At 70.0% G+C, this 17,165-nt stretch carries 15 protein-coding genes and 3 pseudogenes; 9 read left to right on the top strand and 9 right to left on the bottom strand.

The features are described from left to right. Positions 1 to 50: 50 nt before the first annotated feature. A complete protein-coding gene (locus A5701_RS21440) occupies positions 51 to 1,853 on the top strand; it encodes a long-chain fatty acid--CoA ligase (RefSeq protein ID WP_067758519.1) in 1,803 nt (600 codons plus the stop codon). Positions 1,854 to 1,993: 140 nt separating this feature from the next. On the opposite strand, the gene pimB is transcribed toward A5701_RS21440, so the two are convergent. The 4 genes from pimB to A5701_RS21420 form a co-directional block, all read right to left on the bottom strand. Next, the gene (pimB, locus tag A5701_RS21435) at positions 1,994 to 3,136 is read right to left on the bottom strand and encodes a GDP-mannose-dependent alpha-(1-6)-phosphatidylinositol monomannoside mannosyltransferase (protein WP_067758516.1); all 1,143 of its coding nucleotides are present in this window, start codon (positions 3,134 to 3,136) and stop codon (positions 1,994 to 1,996) included. A 48-nt stretch (positions 3,137 to 3,184) separates the two neighbouring features. Beyond that, positions 3,185 to 4,036 carry a hypothetical protein gene (locus A5701_RS21430; RefSeq protein WP_067758668.1) on the bottom strand — a complete coding sequence of 284 codons (852 nt, stop codon included), beginning with the start codon at positions 4,034 to 4,036 and terminating at the stop codon, positions 3,185 to 3,187. A 25-nt stretch (positions 4,037 to 4,061) separates the two neighbouring features. Then, positions 4,062 to 5,213, bottom strand: coding sequence for a peptidoglycan hydrolase RipC (ripC, locus tag A5701_RS21425; RefSeq protein WP_067758514.1), 1,152 nt, complete (start codon positions 5,211 to 5,213; stop codon positions 4,062 to 4,064). Positions 5,214 to 5,397: 184 nt separating this feature from the next. Further along, complete coding sequence (locus tag A5701_RS21420) at positions 5,398 to 5,652, bottom strand: hypothetical protein (RefSeq protein ID WP_067758511.1); 255 nt, start codon at positions 5,650 to 5,652, stop codon at positions 5,398 to 5,400. Between the two features lie 168 nt (positions 5,653 to 5,820). On the opposite strand from A5701_RS21420, the pseudogene A5701_RS21415 reads away from it, so the two are divergent. Further along, positions 5,821 to 7,653: pseudogene (locus A5701_RS21415) on the top strand (DEDD exonuclease domain-containing protein); the annotation flags it as partial. On the opposite strand, the gene trpD reads toward A5701_RS21415, so the two are convergent. Then, positions 7,591 to 8,700, bottom strand: a complete 1,110-nt coding sequence (gene trpD, locus A5701_RS27695; protein WP_231968675.1) for an anthranilate phosphoribosyltransferase — start codon at positions 8,698 to 8,700, stop codon at positions 7,591 to 7,593. The pseudogene A5701_RS21415 and the gene trpD sit on opposite strands and share 63 nt — an antisense overlap. A gap of 138 nt (positions 8,701 to 8,838) precedes the next feature. Here trpD and A5701_RS21410 point away from each other — a divergent pair, with 138 nt between their 5' ends. From A5701_RS21410 to A5701_RS21395, 4 genes are read left to right on the top strand one after another with little or no spacing between them, the layout of a single operon-like run. Continuing rightward, positions 8,839 to 9,450 (top strand): heme-copper oxidase subunit III, encoded by a 612-nt coding sequence (locus A5701_RS21410; protein WP_067274561.1) that lies wholly within the window; start codon positions 8,839 to 8,841, stop codon positions 9,448 to 9,450. A gap of 40 nt (positions 9,451 to 9,490) precedes the next feature. Continuing rightward, on the top strand, positions 9,491 to 10,345 hold the full coding sequence (locus A5701_RS21405) for a cytochrome c (RefSeq protein WP_082950336.1): 855 nt from the start codon (positions 9,491 to 9,493) through the stop codon (positions 10,343 to 10,345). After that, a complete protein-coding gene (locus A5701_RS21400) occupies positions 10,342 to 11,553 on the top strand; it encodes a ubiquinol-cytochrome c reductase iron-sulfur subunit (protein ID WP_067758505.1) in 1,212 nt (403 codons plus the stop codon). Before A5701_RS21405 ends, A5701_RS21400 begins: the two co-directional genes overlap by 4 nt. Next, positions 11,550 to 13,247 (top strand): cytochrome bc complex cytochrome b subunit, encoded by a 1,698-nt coding sequence (locus A5701_RS21395; RefSeq protein WP_067758502.1) that lies wholly within the window; start codon positions 11,550 to 11,552, stop codon positions 13,245 to 13,247. Before A5701_RS21400 ends, A5701_RS21395 begins: the two co-directional genes overlap by 4 nt. Here A5701_RS21395 and A5701_RS21390 read toward each other — a convergent pair. Then, the gene (locus tag A5701_RS21390) at positions 13,244 to 13,702 is read right to left on the bottom strand and encodes a DUF5994 family protein (RefSeq protein WP_067758662.1); all 459 of its coding nucleotides are present in this window, start codon (positions 13,700 to 13,702) and stop codon (positions 13,244 to 13,246) included. The two genes, A5701_RS21395 and A5701_RS21390, sit on opposite strands and share 4 nt — an antisense overlap. A 338-nt stretch (positions 13,703 to 14,040) precedes the next feature. Here A5701_RS21390 and A5701_RS21385 point away from each other — a divergent pair, with 338 nt between their 5' ends. Beyond that, positions 14,041 to 14,274 carry a hypothetical protein gene (locus A5701_RS21385; RefSeq protein ID WP_067758499.1) on the top strand — a complete coding sequence of 78 codons (234 nt, stop codon included), beginning with the start codon at positions 14,041 to 14,043 and terminating at the stop codon, positions 14,272 to 14,274. Positions 14,275 to 14,281: 7 nt separating this feature from the next. Here A5701_RS21385 and A5701_RS21380 read toward each other — a convergent pair whose 3' ends face one another. The 3 genes and pseudogenes from A5701_RS21380 to A5701_RS29065 all read right to left on the bottom strand — a co-directional run. Further along, complete coding sequence (locus A5701_RS21380) at positions 14,282 to 14,923, bottom strand: DUF2561 family protein (RefSeq protein WP_067758496.1); 642 nt, start codon at positions 14,921 to 14,923, stop codon at positions 14,282 to 14,284. After that, a pseudogene (locus tag A5701_RS21375) lies at positions 14,923 to 15,333 on the bottom strand (MmpS family transport accessory protein); the annotation flags it as partial. The pseudogene A5701_RS21375 and the gene A5701_RS21380, both read right to left, overlap by 1 nt. Further along, positions 15,311 to 15,436: pseudogene (locus tag A5701_RS29065) on the bottom strand (hypothetical protein); the annotation flags it as partial. The pseudogenes A5701_RS29065 and A5701_RS21375, both read right to left, overlap by 23 nt. Before the next feature lie 147 nt (positions 15,437 to 15,583). Between A5701_RS29065 and A5701_RS21370 the strand changes: the two are divergent. Further along, on the top strand, positions 15,584 to 16,693 hold the full coding sequence (locus A5701_RS21370; RefSeq protein WP_082950223.1) for a cytochrome c oxidase subunit II: 1,110 nt from the start codon (positions 15,584 to 15,586) through the stop codon (positions 16,691 to 16,693). Positions 16,694 to 16,706: 13 nt separating this feature from the next. Further along, positions 16,707 to 17,126: a cytochrome c oxidase subunit 4 gene (locus tag A5701_RS21365; protein ID WP_067758493.1), complete on the top strand. Its 420-nt coding sequence runs from the start codon at positions 16,707 to 16,709 to the stop codon at positions 17,124 to 17,126. Positions 17,127 to 17,165: the final 39 nt, after the last annotated feature.

The raw sequence follows: 17,165 nt of genomic DNA, 5'->3' as shown, positions 1-17,165 counted from the left end.
CAGCCGTCCCCCCGGACCGTCAGCCAAGCCAAAAAACGAGGTCAGTAAGAGTGCGTGAGTACAGTGTCCCCGCCCGTTTCACCGTCGGCGAGCACGACAACATCGCGGCCATGGTCTTCGAGCACGAGCGATCAGATCCCGGCTTCGTCATCTTCCGCCGTCAGGTCGACGGCGTCTGGACCGACGTCACCTGCGCCGAGGTGGCCACACAGGTTCGCTCCGCGGCGCTGGGCCTGATCGGCCTCGGCGTGCAGGCCGGCGACCGGGTCTCCATCTTCTCGGCCACCCGCTACGAGTGGGCGATCATCGACCTCGCGATCCTGTCCGTGGGCGCCGTCACGGTGCCGATCTACGAGACGTCGTCGGCCGAACAGGTGCGCTGGGTGCTGCAGGACTCCGAGGCGGTGCTGGCCTTCGCCGAAACCGACGCGCACGCCGCGATGGTCACCGAACTCACCGCCGAGCTGCCCGCGCTGCGCCGCGTGCTGCACATCGACGGGTCGGGCCCCAAGGCACTCGACCAGCTCGCGGAGGCCGGCGCGTCGGTGGAGCCCGCCGAGCTCACCGCCCGCCAGGAGGTGCTGCGCGCCGACGACCCGGCGACGCTGATCTACACCTCCGGCACCACCGGACGGCCCAAGGGCTGCCAGCTCACCCATTCCAACCTGCTGTACGAGACGCGGGGCGCCAAGGAGTGCCTGCCGACGCTGCTGGACGAGGGTCAGCGGCTGCTGATCTTCCTGCCGCTGGCCCACGTGCTGGCGCGCTCGCTGACACTTTCGGCGTTCGCCAACAAGGTGACCGTCGGGTTCACCAGCGACATCAAGAACCTGCTGCCGATGTTCGCCGTGTTCAAGCCGACGGTGGTGGTGTCGGTACCGCGGGTGTTCGAGAAGGTCTACAACACCGCCGAGCAGAGCGCGGTCAACGACGGCAAGGGACGCATCTTCGCCGCCGCCGTGCAGACCGCGGTCGACTGGAGCCAGGCGCAGGACCGCGGGCGCACCGGGCTGGTGCTACGCGCCAAGCACGCGCTGTTCGACCGGCTGGTCTATCACAAGCTGCGCGCCGCGCTGGGCGGGGAATGCCACGCGTCGGTCTCGGGCGGCGCCCCGCTGGGCGCGCGGCTGGGCCACTTCTACCGTGGCGTCGGGCTGACCATCCACGAGGGCTACGGCCTGACGGAGACCAGCTCGGCCATCACGGTCAACCAGGTCGGCAACGTGCGGATCGGGACGGTCGGAACGTTGTTGCCGGGCAACAGCATACGCATCGCCGAGGACGGCGAACTGCTGGTCCGCGGCGGCGTGGTGTTCAGCGGCTACTGGCGCAACGAGCAGGCCACCAACGACGCGTTCACCGACGGCTGGTTCAGGACGGGTGACCTCGGCGCGCTCGACGAGGACGGCTTCCTGAAGATCACCGGCCGCAAGAAGGAGATCATCGTGACCGCCGGCGGCAAGAACGTCGCCCCGGCGGTGCTCGAGGACCAGCTGCGGGCGCACGCGCTGATCAGCCAGGCCATGGTGGTGGGCGACGCCAAGCCGTTCATCGGCGCGCTGATCACCATCGACCCCGAGGCGTTCGGCGCGTGGAAGGAGCGCAACCACAAGGCGGCCGGCGCGTCGGTGGCCGACCTGGTCAACGACCCCGACCTGGTCGCCGAGGTGGACGCCGCCGTCAAGCACGCCAATCAGTCCGTGTCGCACGCCGAGTCCATCCGCAAATTCCGCATCCTGCCGGTCGATTTCACCGAGGACACCGGTGAGCTGACGCCGACGATGAAGGTCAAGCGCAACGTGGTGGCCGAGAAGTTCGCCTCCGACATCGACTGGATCTACGAAAAGGAATAGCTAGCCGCGCCCGGCAGCGGTGGGCGACCATCCCGTTCTCTCCGGTTCGAGGTGGCGCACTGCGGACCGCCACCGCTTGCGAGCGTCACGCCAGCATGACGGGGGGCGTCGAGCGTCACGCCAGCGTGACGCTCGAGCGGCTAGGCGCGCAAAAGCTCGGCCAGCCGGGCGGCGAGCGTGTCCCACCGCCAGTGGGCCTGCACCCACTCGCGTCCGGCCGCCCCCATTGCCGCGGCCCGGTCCGGATCGCCGAGTACCTCGGTGACGGCGTCGGCGACGGCGTCCGGCGACCGTCCATCGACCACCAAGCCAGTCTTGTTGTGCTGCACGGCTTCCGGTGCCCCGCCGGAGTCGCCGGCGATCACCGGCTTGCCGGTCGCGGACGCCTCGAGGAACACGATGCCCAGGCCCTCGACGTCCATGCCGGCGCCGCGGGTGCGGCACGGCATCGCGAAGACGTCGGCCAGCGCATGGTGGGCGGGCAGTTCGGCGGCCGGCACACCCCCGGTGAACGTCACGTGCTCGGCGACCCCGCAGTCGCGGGCCAGCTTTCGCAGCGAGTCCAGGTAGGGACCGCCGCCGACGATCACCAGGGCCGCGCCGTCTACGCGTTGCCCGATCGACGGCAGCGCCTTGATCAGGGTGTCCTGGCCCTTGCGCGGCACCAGCCGGGACACGCACACGACCGTCGGCCGCTGGCCCAGCCGATACCGGTCGCGCAGCTCGGCGCCGGCCGCCGGGTCGGGCCGGAACCGGTCGGTGTTGACCCCGGGCGGCAGGTATTCCAGCGAGGCTTTGGGTCCGAACGCCGGCGCGAACCGGGCGCGGGTGTAGCGGCTGACGAACGTGACGACGTCGGTGGTGTCGCCGATGCGGCGAAGCACCGACCGGGCGACCGGGAGCATCGACCAGCCGACCTCGTGGCCGTGCGTGCTGGCCACCACCCGGGTCGCGCCGGCCTGGCGCGCGCGCGACGCCAGCAACGCCAGCGGCGCCGCCGCCCCGAACCAGACGGTGTCGATGTCGTTCTCGGCGATCAGCCGGCGCATCCGAGCGTCCACCGCCGGTCCCGGCAGCATCAGCGTGCCCGGGTGACGGAACACCCGGTAACCGGCCGCCCCGGCCGACTCGTCGAAGGCGTCGGCGCCCTTCCACTGCGGCGCGTACACCGTCACCGAATGCAGCCGGGCATCGACCAGCCGTCCGACGAAGTCGTTCAGGTAGGACTGGATCCCGCCCGGCCGGGGCGGAAAGTCGTTGGTAACCAGCAGGACCCGACTCACCGCGTCAGGCTAGCCTGCGCGCGCACCCGGGCCGTGCGGGGCATCTCCTCAGCCCGGGTGGGTCAGCCAGTCGTGCCAGCGCGCGAGCAGGCCGGCCGAGTCGGTCGCCAGGACGTCGTGGACGGCGGCGGGCACGTCGGTGCGGCGGACACCGCAGACGGCCAGATACAGGTCGCGCAGCTTGGCCGCGCCGTAGGTGTCGGCGACGAAACGCGCGAACCACCAGGCCCGGTCGTAGGCGAGCGAGCGCTGCGACCCGGGCGCGTCCAGGTCGGCGTCCGAGGGCAACGTCAGCGGCACCGGCAACGCGTCGGCGGACACCGGCGTGCGGGGCCGGGCGACGAAGTCGGCCACGCCCTCGGCCAGCCATCGGGGCGCGTCCGCGGCGGTCTCCGCCCGAGCGGCGTAGTGAAAAAGCTCGTGCGCCAACACGATTCGGAGCGCCCCCTCGGTCATGGTGGCCGCGCCTGGCGCAAAGACGATCCGCTCACCCACCGCCGCCCGGTGCGCCGGATCGAGGCGGTCGGCAACCGTTATCGCCGCGATGTCCACCCACTGCGCCGCCGGTCCCCCGCCGGCGTCGGCGCGAAACTCCTCGTCGGTGCGGGCCGCGACCAGCGAGATGTCGCGCGACCATTGCACGCCCCAGAACCCCTCGACGGCGTCGATCGCGGCGCCGGCGTCGGAGGCCAGCCGTGACAGCAGACGATCACTGGCCGGGCCGCCGAAACCGGCCAGCCGAACGGTGCGGTCACCGACGGCCAGCGACTTCGTCGTGGCGCTCGCCTGGGTGCGCGTCGGCGTGACCAGCTGCGCCGGCCGGATCCCGACACCGCGTCCGGCTTCGAGCGGCACGGCCGCCGCGACGATGAGCTCGACCAGGAATACCCAGGCCAGCAGCAGCGTGAGCCGACGGGCGGGGCCTCTAGTAGCGGCGGGCGTCGTGGACCGGGCCTGCGGCATTCATCGGCACCACCCGCACCGGCTGGCCGTAGGTGGAGGAATGGATCACCATGCCGTCACCGACGTAGAGGCCGCTGTGTGACGCGTCGTTGTAGAAGGTGATCACGTCCCCGGGCTGCAGGTCCGACAGCGCCACCGGTTGGCCGCCTGTGGCCTGCGCCTGGCTGGAGTGGGGCAGCGAAATGCCGGCCTGCTGGAACGCCCACATCACCAGCCCGGAGCAGTCGAACCCGCCGGGCGCGGCACCGCCCCACACATAGGGCGAGCCGACCTGGGTCAGCGCCGCCTGCACGACGGTCGCGCGGTCACCGCCGCCGACCCCGCCGCCGAACGGCCCGGGCATTCCGCCGGGGGGCGGCGCCTCACCGGGTGCCTGCCCCGCGGGCGGCGGCGCGCCCGGGGGCGCGGCCTCCGGCGCGGGCGCGCCGGGTGCCGGGAGACCGGCCGGGATGGGCCCGGGATCGGCGAGCGCCGTGCGCTGCTCGGGCGACAGCGAGACGTACTGCGACTTGACGACCGCGATCTGCACCTGCAGCTGACTTTGCTTGGACTGCAGGCTCGCGCGCACTGCGGCGGCCTGCTCGGCCGCGCTCTTGGCGTCGGCGGCGGCCTTGGCGGAATCCCGCTCGGCCTTGGCGGCCTGCTCGCCGGCGACCCGGAAGTTCGTCATCTGGTCGGCCATCTGCGTCGCCATCTGGCGCTGCATGGCCAGCTTGTCGATCAGCCCCTGCGGCGACCCGGCGGTCAACATGGCCGTCATGCCGTCCACGCGGCCGCCCATGTAGGTGGCGGCGGCGAGTTTGTTGACGGCGCTCTGGTAGGACGCCAACCGGGCCCTGGCCGCATCGACGGCGGCCTGGGCGTCGTCGTGCTTCTTGTCCGCCGCCCGCTCGGCCACCAACTTGTCGTTCAGGTCGAGCTGCGCGCTGTGCATCGCCTCGGTGGTCTGCTCGGCCTGGCGGGACAACTCGTTGAGTTTCGCCAGCGCGTCGTCGGCCGGGTCGGCCGAGACGTGCGCAGCAAGGACACCCGTTAACACAGTGAAGCCCGCTAGCGTCCCGATGGCAGTTCGTGTGAGGACACGCGCAAACGGGTATCTAGAGTCAAGCCTCAAGATTTTGCTTCCTTAAACGGCCACCGACGCGCCCTCGCGCCGTCGAGCTGGTTTAGGTCTCAAACAGGTTACGAAACGATATCGACGTTTGTCCAAAGCGAGCGGTTAAGAAATTGGATAGATTTCTGTCATTATCGTGTGAACGACGCTGACCCCCTCGTAAGCCTTTGGCACACAAAGCATCCTAGGCGACGCCCGAATCGTGCTCGCGGCGGATGGGCACCAGCCGCAATCGCGGCGCCAGGCCGACATCGGCGAGCACCGCCAATGCAGCGCATTCGTCTTCCAACAAAGTTTCCGGGACCCCGAGTATCACGCTGACTACGCAATCGCGGCACCCGGGCCCGCGCACCGCGCAGTCGTCGCAGTCGATCACCACCGGGGCGCCCGCATCCGGCGCCTTCGCGCCGTAGCCGTCGGGTCTGCTGCTTCGTGCCATCGGGATCGGTCCTCTCGGTCGGGCTGGGTGAACGTCAGGTCGGACTGTCCGAACGGTAACCGCAGCCACCGACAACCAGCCGGCACCGCGTTTCGGCTGGCAACAGGCTCGACTCGCCCCGGCGTGGGAGCCGCGCGGGTGTCGGTGGTCACGCTTAACCTCGCGGCCATGGGTGCCGGTGGTGCGACTCAGCTCAGCTTCGCCGACTTGGGGTCGCCCTTTGCCACCGCCGACGCCCCGCTGCGCGACACCACATTCGTGGTGGTGGACCTGGAAACCACCGGCGGCCGCACCAAGGGCACGGACGGAAACGCCCCCGACGCCATCACCGAGATCGGCGCGGTCAAGGTTCGCGGCGGCGTGGTGCTCGGCGAGTTTGCCACGCTCGTCGACCCGGAACGCAGCATCCCGCCGCAGGTCGTGCAGCTGACCGGCATCACCACCGCGATGGTGTCCGACGCTCCGAGGATCGACGCGGTGTTGCCGATGTTCCTCGAGTTCGCCGGGGACGCGGTGCTGGTCGCGCACAACGCCGGGTTCGACATCGGGTTCCTGCGCGCCGCGGCGGCGCGGTGCGACATCGCCTGGCCCCGACCGCGGGTGCTGTGCACGGTGCGGCTGGCCCGCCGGGTGCTCAGCCGCGAGGAAGCCCCCAGCGTGCGGCTGGCCGCCCTGGCGCGGCTGTTCGCCGTCGCCACACAGCCCACCCACCGCGCCCTCGACGACGCGCGCGCCACCGTCGACGTGCTGCACGCCCTCATCGAGCGCGTGGGCAATCAGGGCGTGCACACCTACGCCGACCTGCGCGCCTACCTGCCGGACGTGACGCCGGCCCAGCGGCGCAAGCGGGTCCTCGCCGAGGGCCTGCCCCGCCGGCCTGGCGTCTACCTGTTCCGCGGGCCGTCGGGCGAGGTGCTCTACGTCGGCACCGCCGTCGACCTGCGCCGCCGGGTCGGCCAGTACTTCACCGGCGCGGACCCGCGCGGCCGGATGAAGGAGATGGTCAACCTGGCCACCTCGGTCGACCACGTCGAGTGCGCGCACGCCCTGGAGGCCGGCGTCCGCGAACTGCGGCTGCTGGCCGCGCACGCCCCGCCCTACAACCGCCGGTCGCGGTTCCCGCACCGATGGTGGTGGGTGGCGCTCACCGACGAGGCGTTCCCGCGGCTCGCGGTGGTGCGGGCGCCCCGCCATGACCGCGCCGTCGGCCCGTTCCGCTCGCGTGCCGACGCCGCCGACACGGCCGCCCTGCTGGCCCGCTTCACCGGGCTGCGGACCTGCACCGCCCGGCTGGGGCGCTCGGTCCTGCACGGCCCGGCCTGCGCCGAGGTCGAGGTCTCGCCGTGCCCCGCGGCGCGCGGCGTCACGGCCACCCAATACGCCGCGGCCGTCGCGCACGCCGCCGCCTTGATCGACGGCCTGGAGAATGCCGCCCTGGCGGCCGCCGTGGACCAGGTCGCGGCGCTGGCCGAGCGCCGCCACTTCGAGAGCGCCGCCCGCCTGCGCGACCGCACCGCCACAGCCGTCGAGACCCTGTGGCGCGGCCAGCGGCTGCGCGCCCTGGCCGCGCTGCCCGAGCTGATCGCGGCCGCGCCCGACGGACAGGGCGGCTACCACCTCGCCGTCGTCCGGCACGGCCAGCTCGCGGCGGCGGGCTCCGCCCGGCGCGGGGTGCCCCCGATGCCGGTGGTCGACGCGATTGTGGCTGGGGCACAAGCGATTCTGCCGAGCCCGGCCCCGCTCGGCGGTGCGCTGGTGGAGGAGTCCGCCCTCATCGCGCGCTGGCTGGCCGGCCCGGGGGTGCGCATCGTCCGCGTCGACGACTCCCCCGACGCGGCGGGGTGGGCGTCACCGTTGCGCTCCGCCGGCGGGTGGGCGGCGTGGGCGGCCTCGGCGCGCTCGGCCCGGTTGGCGTACGAGCAAGCGGCCCAACGTGATTCAGACCTGCTGGCCGAACCGCACCCATCGCGCCAGCAGCTGTTCGGCCGCACCGGAATCGATCGCCGCGCCGGCGCGCCGCAGCCCGTCCTCCCACGCCGGCAACCATTCAGCGCGGCTGGATAGCCCGGCGTGCGCGACGATCGCACCGGCGGCGTTGAGCACGACGGCGTCCCGGACCGGGCCCTTTCCGCCGGCCAGCACCGCGCGCACCTCCGCCGCGTTGGCTTGCGCGTCGCCGCCCAGCAGATCGCCCAGATCGGCTCGGGCGAAACCGAAGCCGGCCGGATCGAAGGTCAGCCTGTCCACCGTGCCGGCCTGCACGCGCCAAATCGTGCTGGTGGTGGTCGTGGTCAGCTCGTCGAGCCCGTCGTCGCCGTGCACCACCAGCACGCTGGACCGGCGACCGGCGAACACCCCCGCCATCACCTCGGCCAGGTCGGCGAATGCGCAGCCGATCAAGCCCGCCCGCGGCCTGGCCGGATTGGTAAGCGGCCCAAGAAGATTGAACACCGTCGGCACGCCGATCTCGCGGCGCGCCGCGGACGCGTGCCGGTACGACGGGTGAAACAGCGGCGCGAAGCAGAACCCGATGCCCACCTCCGCGAGGCTCCGCGCGACCTGCTCGGGTTCGAGCTCGATGCGCACCCCGAGCGCCTCCAGCGTGTCGGCGCCGCCGGCGAGCGACGACGACGCGCGGTTGCCGTGTTTGACCACCGGCACGCCCGCGGCGGCGACCACGATCGCCGCCATGGTGGACAAGTTGAAGGTGTTGGCGCCGTCACCACCGGTTCCGACGATGTCGACGGCACCGGAGGCGATGTCGCGCACGCCCGCGGGCAGCGGGCGGGCGTGGCTCAGCATGACCTCGGCCAGCTCGCTGACCTCGGCCGAGGTGGGCACCTTCATCTTCATCGCCACCGCGAAGGCGGCGACCTGGGCCGGGCTCGCGTCGCCGGACATGATCTGGGCCATGGCCCAGGCTGCCTGGCCGCGGGGCAGATCGTGGCGGTCGGTCAACCGGCCCAGGATCCGCGGCCACGACGGCGCCGTTCCCGCCGCGCCCGCGGCGGAACCCCCGAGGGATGAAGCCTCAGATGACAGAGCCACGCGCCGATGGTCCCACGAGGACCGAACCTCCCCCAACCGTCGCATACGGCCGCCCGCTCCCGCCGTGGTCGCGACGCGAAAACATCAAATGCCGCCCCGGGTGGAGTTCAACAACTACAAAGCGTCATACTTGCGGATGTGACCAGCGCTGTAGGGACCTCAGGTACTGCAATCACGTCGCGGGTTCATTCGTTGAATCGACCCAACATGGTCAGTGTCGGCACCATCGTTTGGCTCTCCAGCGAGCTGATGTTCTTTGCCGGCCTGTTCGCGATGTACTTCACCGCGCGTGCGCAGTCGGGCGGAAAGTGGCCGCCGCCGCCGACCGAACTCAACCTCTATCAGGCCGTACCGGTGACGCTGGTGCTGATCGCGTCGTCGTTCACCTGCCAGATGGGCGTGTTCGCGGCCGAACGCGGCGACGTCTTCGGGCTGCGCCGGTGGTACGTGATCACCTTCCTGATGGGCCTGTTCTTCGTTTGCGGGCAGGGCTACGAGTACTACCACCTGGCCACCCACGGCACGACGATTCCGGGCAGCGCCTACGGCAGCGTCTTCTACCTGGCGACCGGTTTCCACGGGCTGCACGTCACCGGCGGTCTGATCGCGTTCATCTTCCTGCTGGCCCGCACCGCGATGAGCAAGTTCACTCCGGCGCAGGCCACCGCGAGCATCGTCGTGTCCTACTACTGGCATTTCGTCGACATCGTGTGGATCGCGCTGTTCACCGTGATCTATTTCATCCGATGAGCCGACGGCTCCGAATAACGGAATGAACAGGAGTGCTCGGTTGAAGAAGCTGGGGTCCATGCGAAACCGGAAGCCGCGAAAAGCAGCGAGTGATCGCTCCCGGCGGCGGCTGCGCCGCCGCTTGTCCGGCGGGCTGCTGCTGCTGATCGCGCTGACCATCGCCGGCGGGCTGGCGGCCGTGCTGACGCCGCGCCCGCAGGTGGCCGTCGCCGACGAGTCGTCCTCGGCGCTGCTGCGGACCGGCAAGCAGCTGTTCGAGACGTCGTGCGTCTCTTGCCACGGCGCCAACCTGCAGGGCGTGCCCGACCGCGGCCCCAGCCTGATCGGGGTCGGCGAGGAGGCCGTCTACTTCCAGGTGTCCACCGGCCGGATGCCCGCGATGACGGGCGAGGCCCAGGCGCCGCGCAAGGAGCCGATCTTCGACGAGGCGCAGGTCGACGCCCTGGGCGCCTACGTGCAGGCCAACGGCGGCGGCCCGACCACGGTGCGCAACCCCGACGGCAGCCTGGCCATGAAGTCGCTGCGCGGCGAGGACCTGGGCCGCGGCGGTGACTTGTTCCGGCTGAACTGCTCCTCCTGCCACAACTTCACCGGCAAGGGCGGGGCGCTGTCGTCGGGCAAGTACGCGCCGCCGCTCGAGCCGGCCAACGAGCAGCAGATCCTGGCGGCGATGCGGACCGGCCCGCAGAACATGCCGAAGTTCTCCGACGGCCAGCTGTCCTTCGAAGCCAAGAAGGACATCATCGGCTACATCAAGGCGGTCACCGAGGAGCGCCAGCCCGGCGGCTACGGCCTCGGCGGCTTCGGGCCCGCGCCCGAGGGCATGGCGGCGTGGATCATCGGGATGGTCGCCGCCATCGGTTTGGCACTGTGGATTGGGGCACGAGCATCATGAGCGAAAAGGACGTTCGCGGCTCCGACACCGGCGGAACCGCCCATGGTGTCGGCGAGAGGGAACCCGACGACGCCGCGCTGGCGGCCATGTCGCGCGACGAGCTGGTGGCGCTGGGCGGCAAGCTCGACGGCGTCGAGACGATCGTCAAGGAACCCCGCTGGCCCGTCGAGGGCACCAAGGCCGAGAAGCGCGCCGAGCGTGGGGTCGCCCTGTGGCTGCTGCTCGGCGGCGGCTTCGGCCTGGCGCTGCTGCTGGTCTTCCTGTTCTGGCCGTGGGAGTACAAGCCCAAGAGCGCCGCGGGCAGCCTGCTCTACGACCTGGCCACCCCGCTGTACGGGCTGACCTTCGGGATGTCGATCCTGTCGATCGCGATCGGCACCATCCTCTACCAGAAACGGTTTATCCCGGAAGAGATTTCGATCCAGCAGCGCCACGACGGCGCCTCGCGGGACGTCGACCGCAAGACGGTGGTAGCGAACCTGACCGACGCCCTGGAGGGCTCGACCGTCCGCCGCCGCAAGGTGATCGGGGCGTCGCTGGGGCTGGGCCTCGGCGCGTTCGGCCTGTCGACCCTGGTGGCCTTCGCCGGCGGCCTGATCAAGAACCCGTGGAAACCGGTGGTGCCCACCGCAAACGGGAAGAAGGCGGTGCTGTGGACGTCCGGGTGGACCCCGCGGTACGCGGGCGAGACCATCTTCCTCGCGCGGGCCACCGGCTCCGCAGGCGCGTCGCCGTTCATCAAGATGCGGCCCGAAGACCTCGACGCAGGCGGCATGGAGACCGTGTTCCCGTGGCGGGAATCCGACGGTGACGGCACCACGCCGGAATCGCAGGAGAAGCTGCGGGCGATCAACCAGGGCGTCCGAAACCCCGTGATGCTCATCCGGATCCGGCCCACGGACATGCCGCGGGTGGTCAAGCGCCAGGGCCAGGAGAGCTTCAACTTCGGCGAGTTGTTCGCCTACACCAAGGTCTGCTCGCACCTCGGTTGCCCCGCGTCGCTGTACGAGGAGCAGTCCTACCGAATCCTGTGCCCCTGCCACCAGTCGCAGTTCGACGCCCTGCACTTCGCCAAGCCGATCTTCGGCCCGGCGGCCCGTGCGCTGGCGCAACTGCCCATCACGATCGACTCCAACGGGTATCTGGTCGCCAACGGTGACTTCGTCGAACCCGTCGGACCGGCATTCTGGGAGAGGACGACAACATGAGTCCCAAACTGAGTCCCCCGAAACCGCCGAAGATCGGCGATGTTCTGGCCCGTCAGGGCGAGGACATCGACACTCGCTATCACCCCTCGGCGGCGGTGCGCAGGCAGCTGAACAAGGTCTTCCCGACGCACTGGTCGTTCCTGTTGGGTGAGATCGCGATGTACAGCTTCATCGTGCTGCTGCTCACCGGCGTGTACCTGACGCTGTTCTTCGACCCGTCCATGGCCGAGGTCACCTACAACGGCGCCTACCAGCCGCTGCGCGGCGTGGACATGTCCAAGGCGTTCGCCTCGACCCTGGACATCTCGTTCGAGGTGCGTGGCGGCCTGTTCGTTCGGCAGGTACACCACTGGGCCGCTTTGATTTTCGCCGCCTCCATCATGGTCCACCTGGCCCGCATCTTCTTCACCGGCGCGTTCCGGCGGCCCCGCGAGGCGAACTGGGTGATCGGCTCGCTGCTGCTGATCCTGGCGATGTTCGAGGGGTACTTCGGCTACTCGCTGCCCGACGACCTGTTGTCGGGTATCGGCCTGCGCGCCGCGCTGTCCTCGATCACGCTCGGGATGCCGGTGATCGGCACCTGGCTGCACTGGGCGCTGTTCGGCGGCGACTTCCCCTGCGGCGGCATCGGCAACGAGTGCGCGACGGTGGGCACCATCATCCCGCGGATGTACGCGCTGCACATCCTGCTGCTCCCCGGGATCATCCTGGCGCTGATCGGGCTGCACCTCGCGATGGTCTGGTTCCAGAAGCACACCCAGTTCCCCGGCCCGGGCCGCACGGAGCAGAACGTCGTGGGCGTGCGCGTGATGCCGATCTTCGCGGTGAAATCCGGCGCGTTCTTCGCCGCGATCGTGGGCGTGCTCGGACTGATGGGTGGGCTGTTGCAGATCAACCCGATCTGGAACCTGGGCCCCTACAAGCCATCTCACGTCTCCGCCGGCTCACAGCCCGACTTTTACATGATGTGGACCGAGGGCCTGGCGCGTATCTGGCCGCCGTGGGAGTTCTACTTCTGGCACCACACCATCCCGGCGCCCGTCTGGGTGGCGCTGCTGATGGGCCTGATCTTCGTCCTGCTGATCGTCTACCCCTTCTTGGAGAAGCGGTTCAGCGGCGACTACGCCCACCACAACCTGCTGCAGCGGCCGCGTGACGCCCCGGTGCGCACCGCGATCGGTGCGATGGCGATCGCGTTCTACATGGTGCTGACGCTCAGCGCGATGAACGACATCATCGCGTTGAAGTTCCAGATCTCGCTGAACGCGACGACCTGGATCGGCCGCATCGGAATGGTGGTCCTGCCGCCGGTGGTCTACTTCATCGCCTACCGGTGGTGCGTGGCGCTGCAGCGCAGCGACCGGGAGGTGCTGGCGCACGGCATCGAGACGGGCATCATCAAGCGGCTGCCGCATGGCGCGTACATCGAGCTGCATCAGCCGCTCGGCCCGGTCGACGACCACGGCCACCCGCTACCGCTCGAGTATCAGGGCGCGGCACTGCCGAAGCGGATGAACAAGCTGGGCTCGGCGGGTTCACCCGGGCACGGCAGCTTCCTGTTCGCCGACCCGGTGTCGGAGGATGCGGCGCTGCGCGAGGCGGCACACAGCTCGGAGCAACGCGCCCTCACCGCCCTGCGCGAGCACCAGGAGAGCACCGTCGGTTCAAACGGCAAGAACGGCGAGCACCACTAGCCTCGCGCTGGTTCGGTGACAGCCGTGCCGCACTGTTGGTGCGCGGCCCGCAGGATGGAGCCGGCGGTCAGAAACGCCGGCTTCACCTGGTCGCGCGCCTCGACGGGTAGGTCGGCCGCGCAGCGCAACACCATCAGGGCGAGCGCGCTGTAGGTCGCGTACGGGATGACCAGCAGGTTGACGCGTGCGTCGGCCCCGATGACGGTCATCACGTGCTGACGTTTCCGTTCCCATCCGGACCAGTTCAGGTCGGGCGGCCGCTGCAGCGGTGGCCAGTTGACGTTGATGGACTCGACCTCCCCAAGCAACGGGGTCAGGACGGCGATCAGCTCGGGCAACTCGTTGGTGATGCGGTCCGCGCGTGGCCACCACGCGCCGTCGATCGCCCGCCCGAGCTCACGCCCCACCGACAGCCGGACGGGGTTGGCTCGACGTCGGCGTTCCGGCGCGCTCATCGACGGGCTCGGCGGTCGTGGCCGGTTGTGGCATCCACGGGCGGTTTCCTTCACGTCGGCGTCGTTCGCCCCGGCGGGCGCGGGGCGGACGGAGGAATCGCATTGCCCGTGGGTGGCACCCGCACCGATCGCACGGACCACCGCTGACAACGAAACGGCTCGCCGTCGACGCTACGCCCCCGGTGACCTGTCGGGACGGCCAGGGTGACCCCACCGACGCCGGAATCGCCCCGGTGTCGCGGCAACCGGCTCGGCCCCGCCGGTCCACTAGAGTTGTGGGTGCCTGACCGTGGCGCTGTCCTGGTGAGCGGGGGGCCGAAACGGTGAGGACGGGCGTAATGGCAATACAGGACTGGGCCGACGCGCCAGAGATCCATCCCTCGAAGATCCGCGTCGGTGACATCATCGGCACGCTGCGTCCCACGCAGCTGCGCTACACCGTCAAGATGATCAGCGGACCGCAGACGACCCCGCGGCGCTGGACGTTCTTCGGCCGCGACGCCAACGGCGCGCAACACACCGGCACCTTCGGCGAGGACGAATCGGTTCGCCGGTACGGCAAGGCGTCCTGACCGGCGCCTACCCCGCGTCGACGACCCGGCGCAGCTGGCGAACGTGCAGCCATTCGATCGCCGGCATCCCGGCGGTGACGACACCGGCGACTGCGTACGCGGCCCAGGACGGGCCGTCGTGGCCCACGGCCATCAGGTAGGTGGCCGTCGCCACCGCGACCAGCGCCCCGCCCAGCGCGGTCACCAACAGCACGGTGCCGCGCAACCAGACCCGATCGACGGTCTCACCCGACCAGTCGGAATCTCCCGCCGGAGCCGGCGCCTGGGGCCGCGGTTGCCGCGCCCGCTCGGCCGCGGTGCGCGGCGCCTGCGACATCAGCCGCACCGGCGGCCTGCTGGGCGCGGTCATCCCCCGGGCGGCCGGGTCGGTCTGGGCCATCCGGCGCGCCCGTATCAGCATCGGAATCGCCCCGGCGATGATCAGCGCGGACACGATGATCACGGCATACAGCACCCACGAGGTGGAATGCGTGTTGCTGGCCGCCTTGTGAAAGCCGCGGCCCAAGTCCGCCAGCGCGACGGTCGCGGCCACGCTCACCCCCAGCAACACCAGCCAGACCGCCGCGCACGCACCGATCAGGATGCGGTCGATCACGTCCGGCGAAATGGTGTCGTCGCCGCGGCGGTACGCCGAATACCTGCTGACCATCAGCAGCTCGTCTGCGGTGCGTCGTTGGTGTTCGACGAGAGGACCGTTCCGTCGCTCGTCGTGATCGAGCAGTTGAGCCGGCTGACCCGGAAGAGGCTGGACGCCTCGACGGAGCCCACGTCGGACTGCGAGATCGGCGTGACCGTCATCGACCACGGGATGTACACGTTGTGCTGCGTACGCCGCCGCCCGGACGCGTCGACGTAGGTCACCGAGATGATGTCCCCGGGCGCCTTGGTGCCGGTGACCGAGTAGGTCACCTGCCGCGGGCCGGCCGGGGTGGTCGGCGCCGGGGGCGCCGCGGCGGTCGAGGTGGCCGGCGGCGGCGCGGGCGCGGGCGCCGGCGGTGGCGGCGGCGGTGCAGGCGTCACCGTCACGGTCTGTGTCTCCGTTGCTGTCGGGGCCGCGGTGGCGCATCAGATGCGACGCGCGGGCGATCGCACCGTCGGCCCGGGCGGCGGCGTCGGCGCCGGCACCGTCCGGGGCGGCGACAAACGCCAGCAGACCACACACGGCGCCCCAGTATGCCGCACTCCGGGCACGCCCGTGGCGGTCGCACCCGGCACGTCGTGCGGGGCCGGTGGGCCGGGGTTTCGTCGCTCGGGTCAGCGGCGTGGTCTACGCTGCGTAGTATTCGATATCCGAGCAGGAGGCGCCAACGTGACACCTCGCGAGCAGGCCCGTTCGCAACGTTTGTCGCAGGGCAGGTTTGACAGCCTTTCTGGCCGCCGTTCCGGGGGCGTTCGGCGGGGTCGGTCCCGTCGTCTGCGGCCGCTGGCGCTGGCCGCGACGTTCGGCGTGTTGGCGGTCACCCTGAGCGGATGCAGCTGGTCGGACGTGCTGGGCCTCGGCTGGCCCAAGGGCATCACCCCGCAGGCCCAGATCAACCGCGAGCTGTGGGTCGGGGCGACGATCGCCTCTCTGGTCGTCGGGGTGATCGTGTGGGGCTTGATCTTCTGGGCGTCGGCCTTCCACCGCAAGAAGGCCACCGACACCGAGCTGCCGCGCCAGTTCGGCTACAACATGCCGCTGGAGCTGGTGCTCACGGTGACGCCGTTCCTGATCATCTCGGTGCTGTTCTACTTCACGGTCGTGGTGCAGGAGAAGATGCTGCACGTCGACAAGGACCCGGAGGTGGTGGTCGACGTCACCGCCTTCCAGTGGAACTGGAAGTTCGGCTACCAGCGCGTCGACTTCAAGGACGGCACGCTGACCTACGACGGTGTCGATCAGGCGCGCAAGAACGCGATGGTCTCCAAGCCCGAGGGCAAGGACGCGCACGGTGAGGAGCTCGTCGGACCGGTCCGCGGGCTCAACACCTCGGACCGCACCTACCTGAACTTCGACAAGGTCGAGATCCTGGGCACCAGCGACGAGATCCCGGTGCTGGTGTTGCCGACCGGCAAGCGCATTCAGTTCCGGTTGGCCTCGGCCGACGTCATCCACACGTTCTGGGTGCCCGAGTTCCTGTTCAAGCGCGACGTGATCCCCAACGCCGAGGCGAACAACTCGGTGAACGTCTTCCAGGTGGACGACATCAGCAAGGCCGGGGCTTTCGTCGGGCACTGCGCCGAGTTCTGTGGCACGTATCACTCGATGATGAACTTCGAGGTTCGGGTGGTGCCGCCCAACGACTTCAAGGCTTACCTGCAGCAGCGGATCGACGGTAAGAGCAACGCGCAGGCATTGCAGGCGATCGGTCAGGCGCCGCTCGCGGTGACCACCCACCCGTTCGACACCAAGCGCGGTCAGTTGGCCGGAAGCCAGTAGGTTAGGACACCAAATGCATATTGAAGCCAGGCTTTTCGAATTCGTCGCCGGGTTTTTCATTTTGGTTGCGGTGCTTTATGGCGTGCTGACAGCGCTTTTCGCCACCGGTGGCGAGGAGTGGGCCGGCACGACCGCGCTGGCGCTGACCGGTGGCCTGGCGTTGATCGTGGCCACCTTCTTCCGGTTCGTGGCGCGTCGCATCGACACCCGGCCCGAGGACTACGAAGGCGCCGAGATCAGCGACGGAGCAGGTGAATTGGGCTTCTTCAGCCCGCACAGCTGGTGGCCGATCCTGATCGCGTTGTCGGCATCGGTTTCCGCTGTCGGTATCGCGTTGTGGCTGCCGTGGCTGATCGCCGCGGGCGTGATGTTCGTCCTCGCGTCGGTCGCGGGATTGGTCTTCGAGTACTACGTCGGTCCCGAGAAGCACTGATTCGTATCCATAAAGGTCACAATCAGATCACGTGATCTG

The sequence above is a fragment of the Mycobacterium sp. E3305 genome, assembly GCF_001666785.1.
Classification (GTDB): Bacteria; Actinomycetota; Actinomycetes; order Mycobacteriales; family Mycobacteriaceae; genus Mycobacterium.
This window is presented reverse-complemented; position numbering and strand designations above follow the sequence as displayed.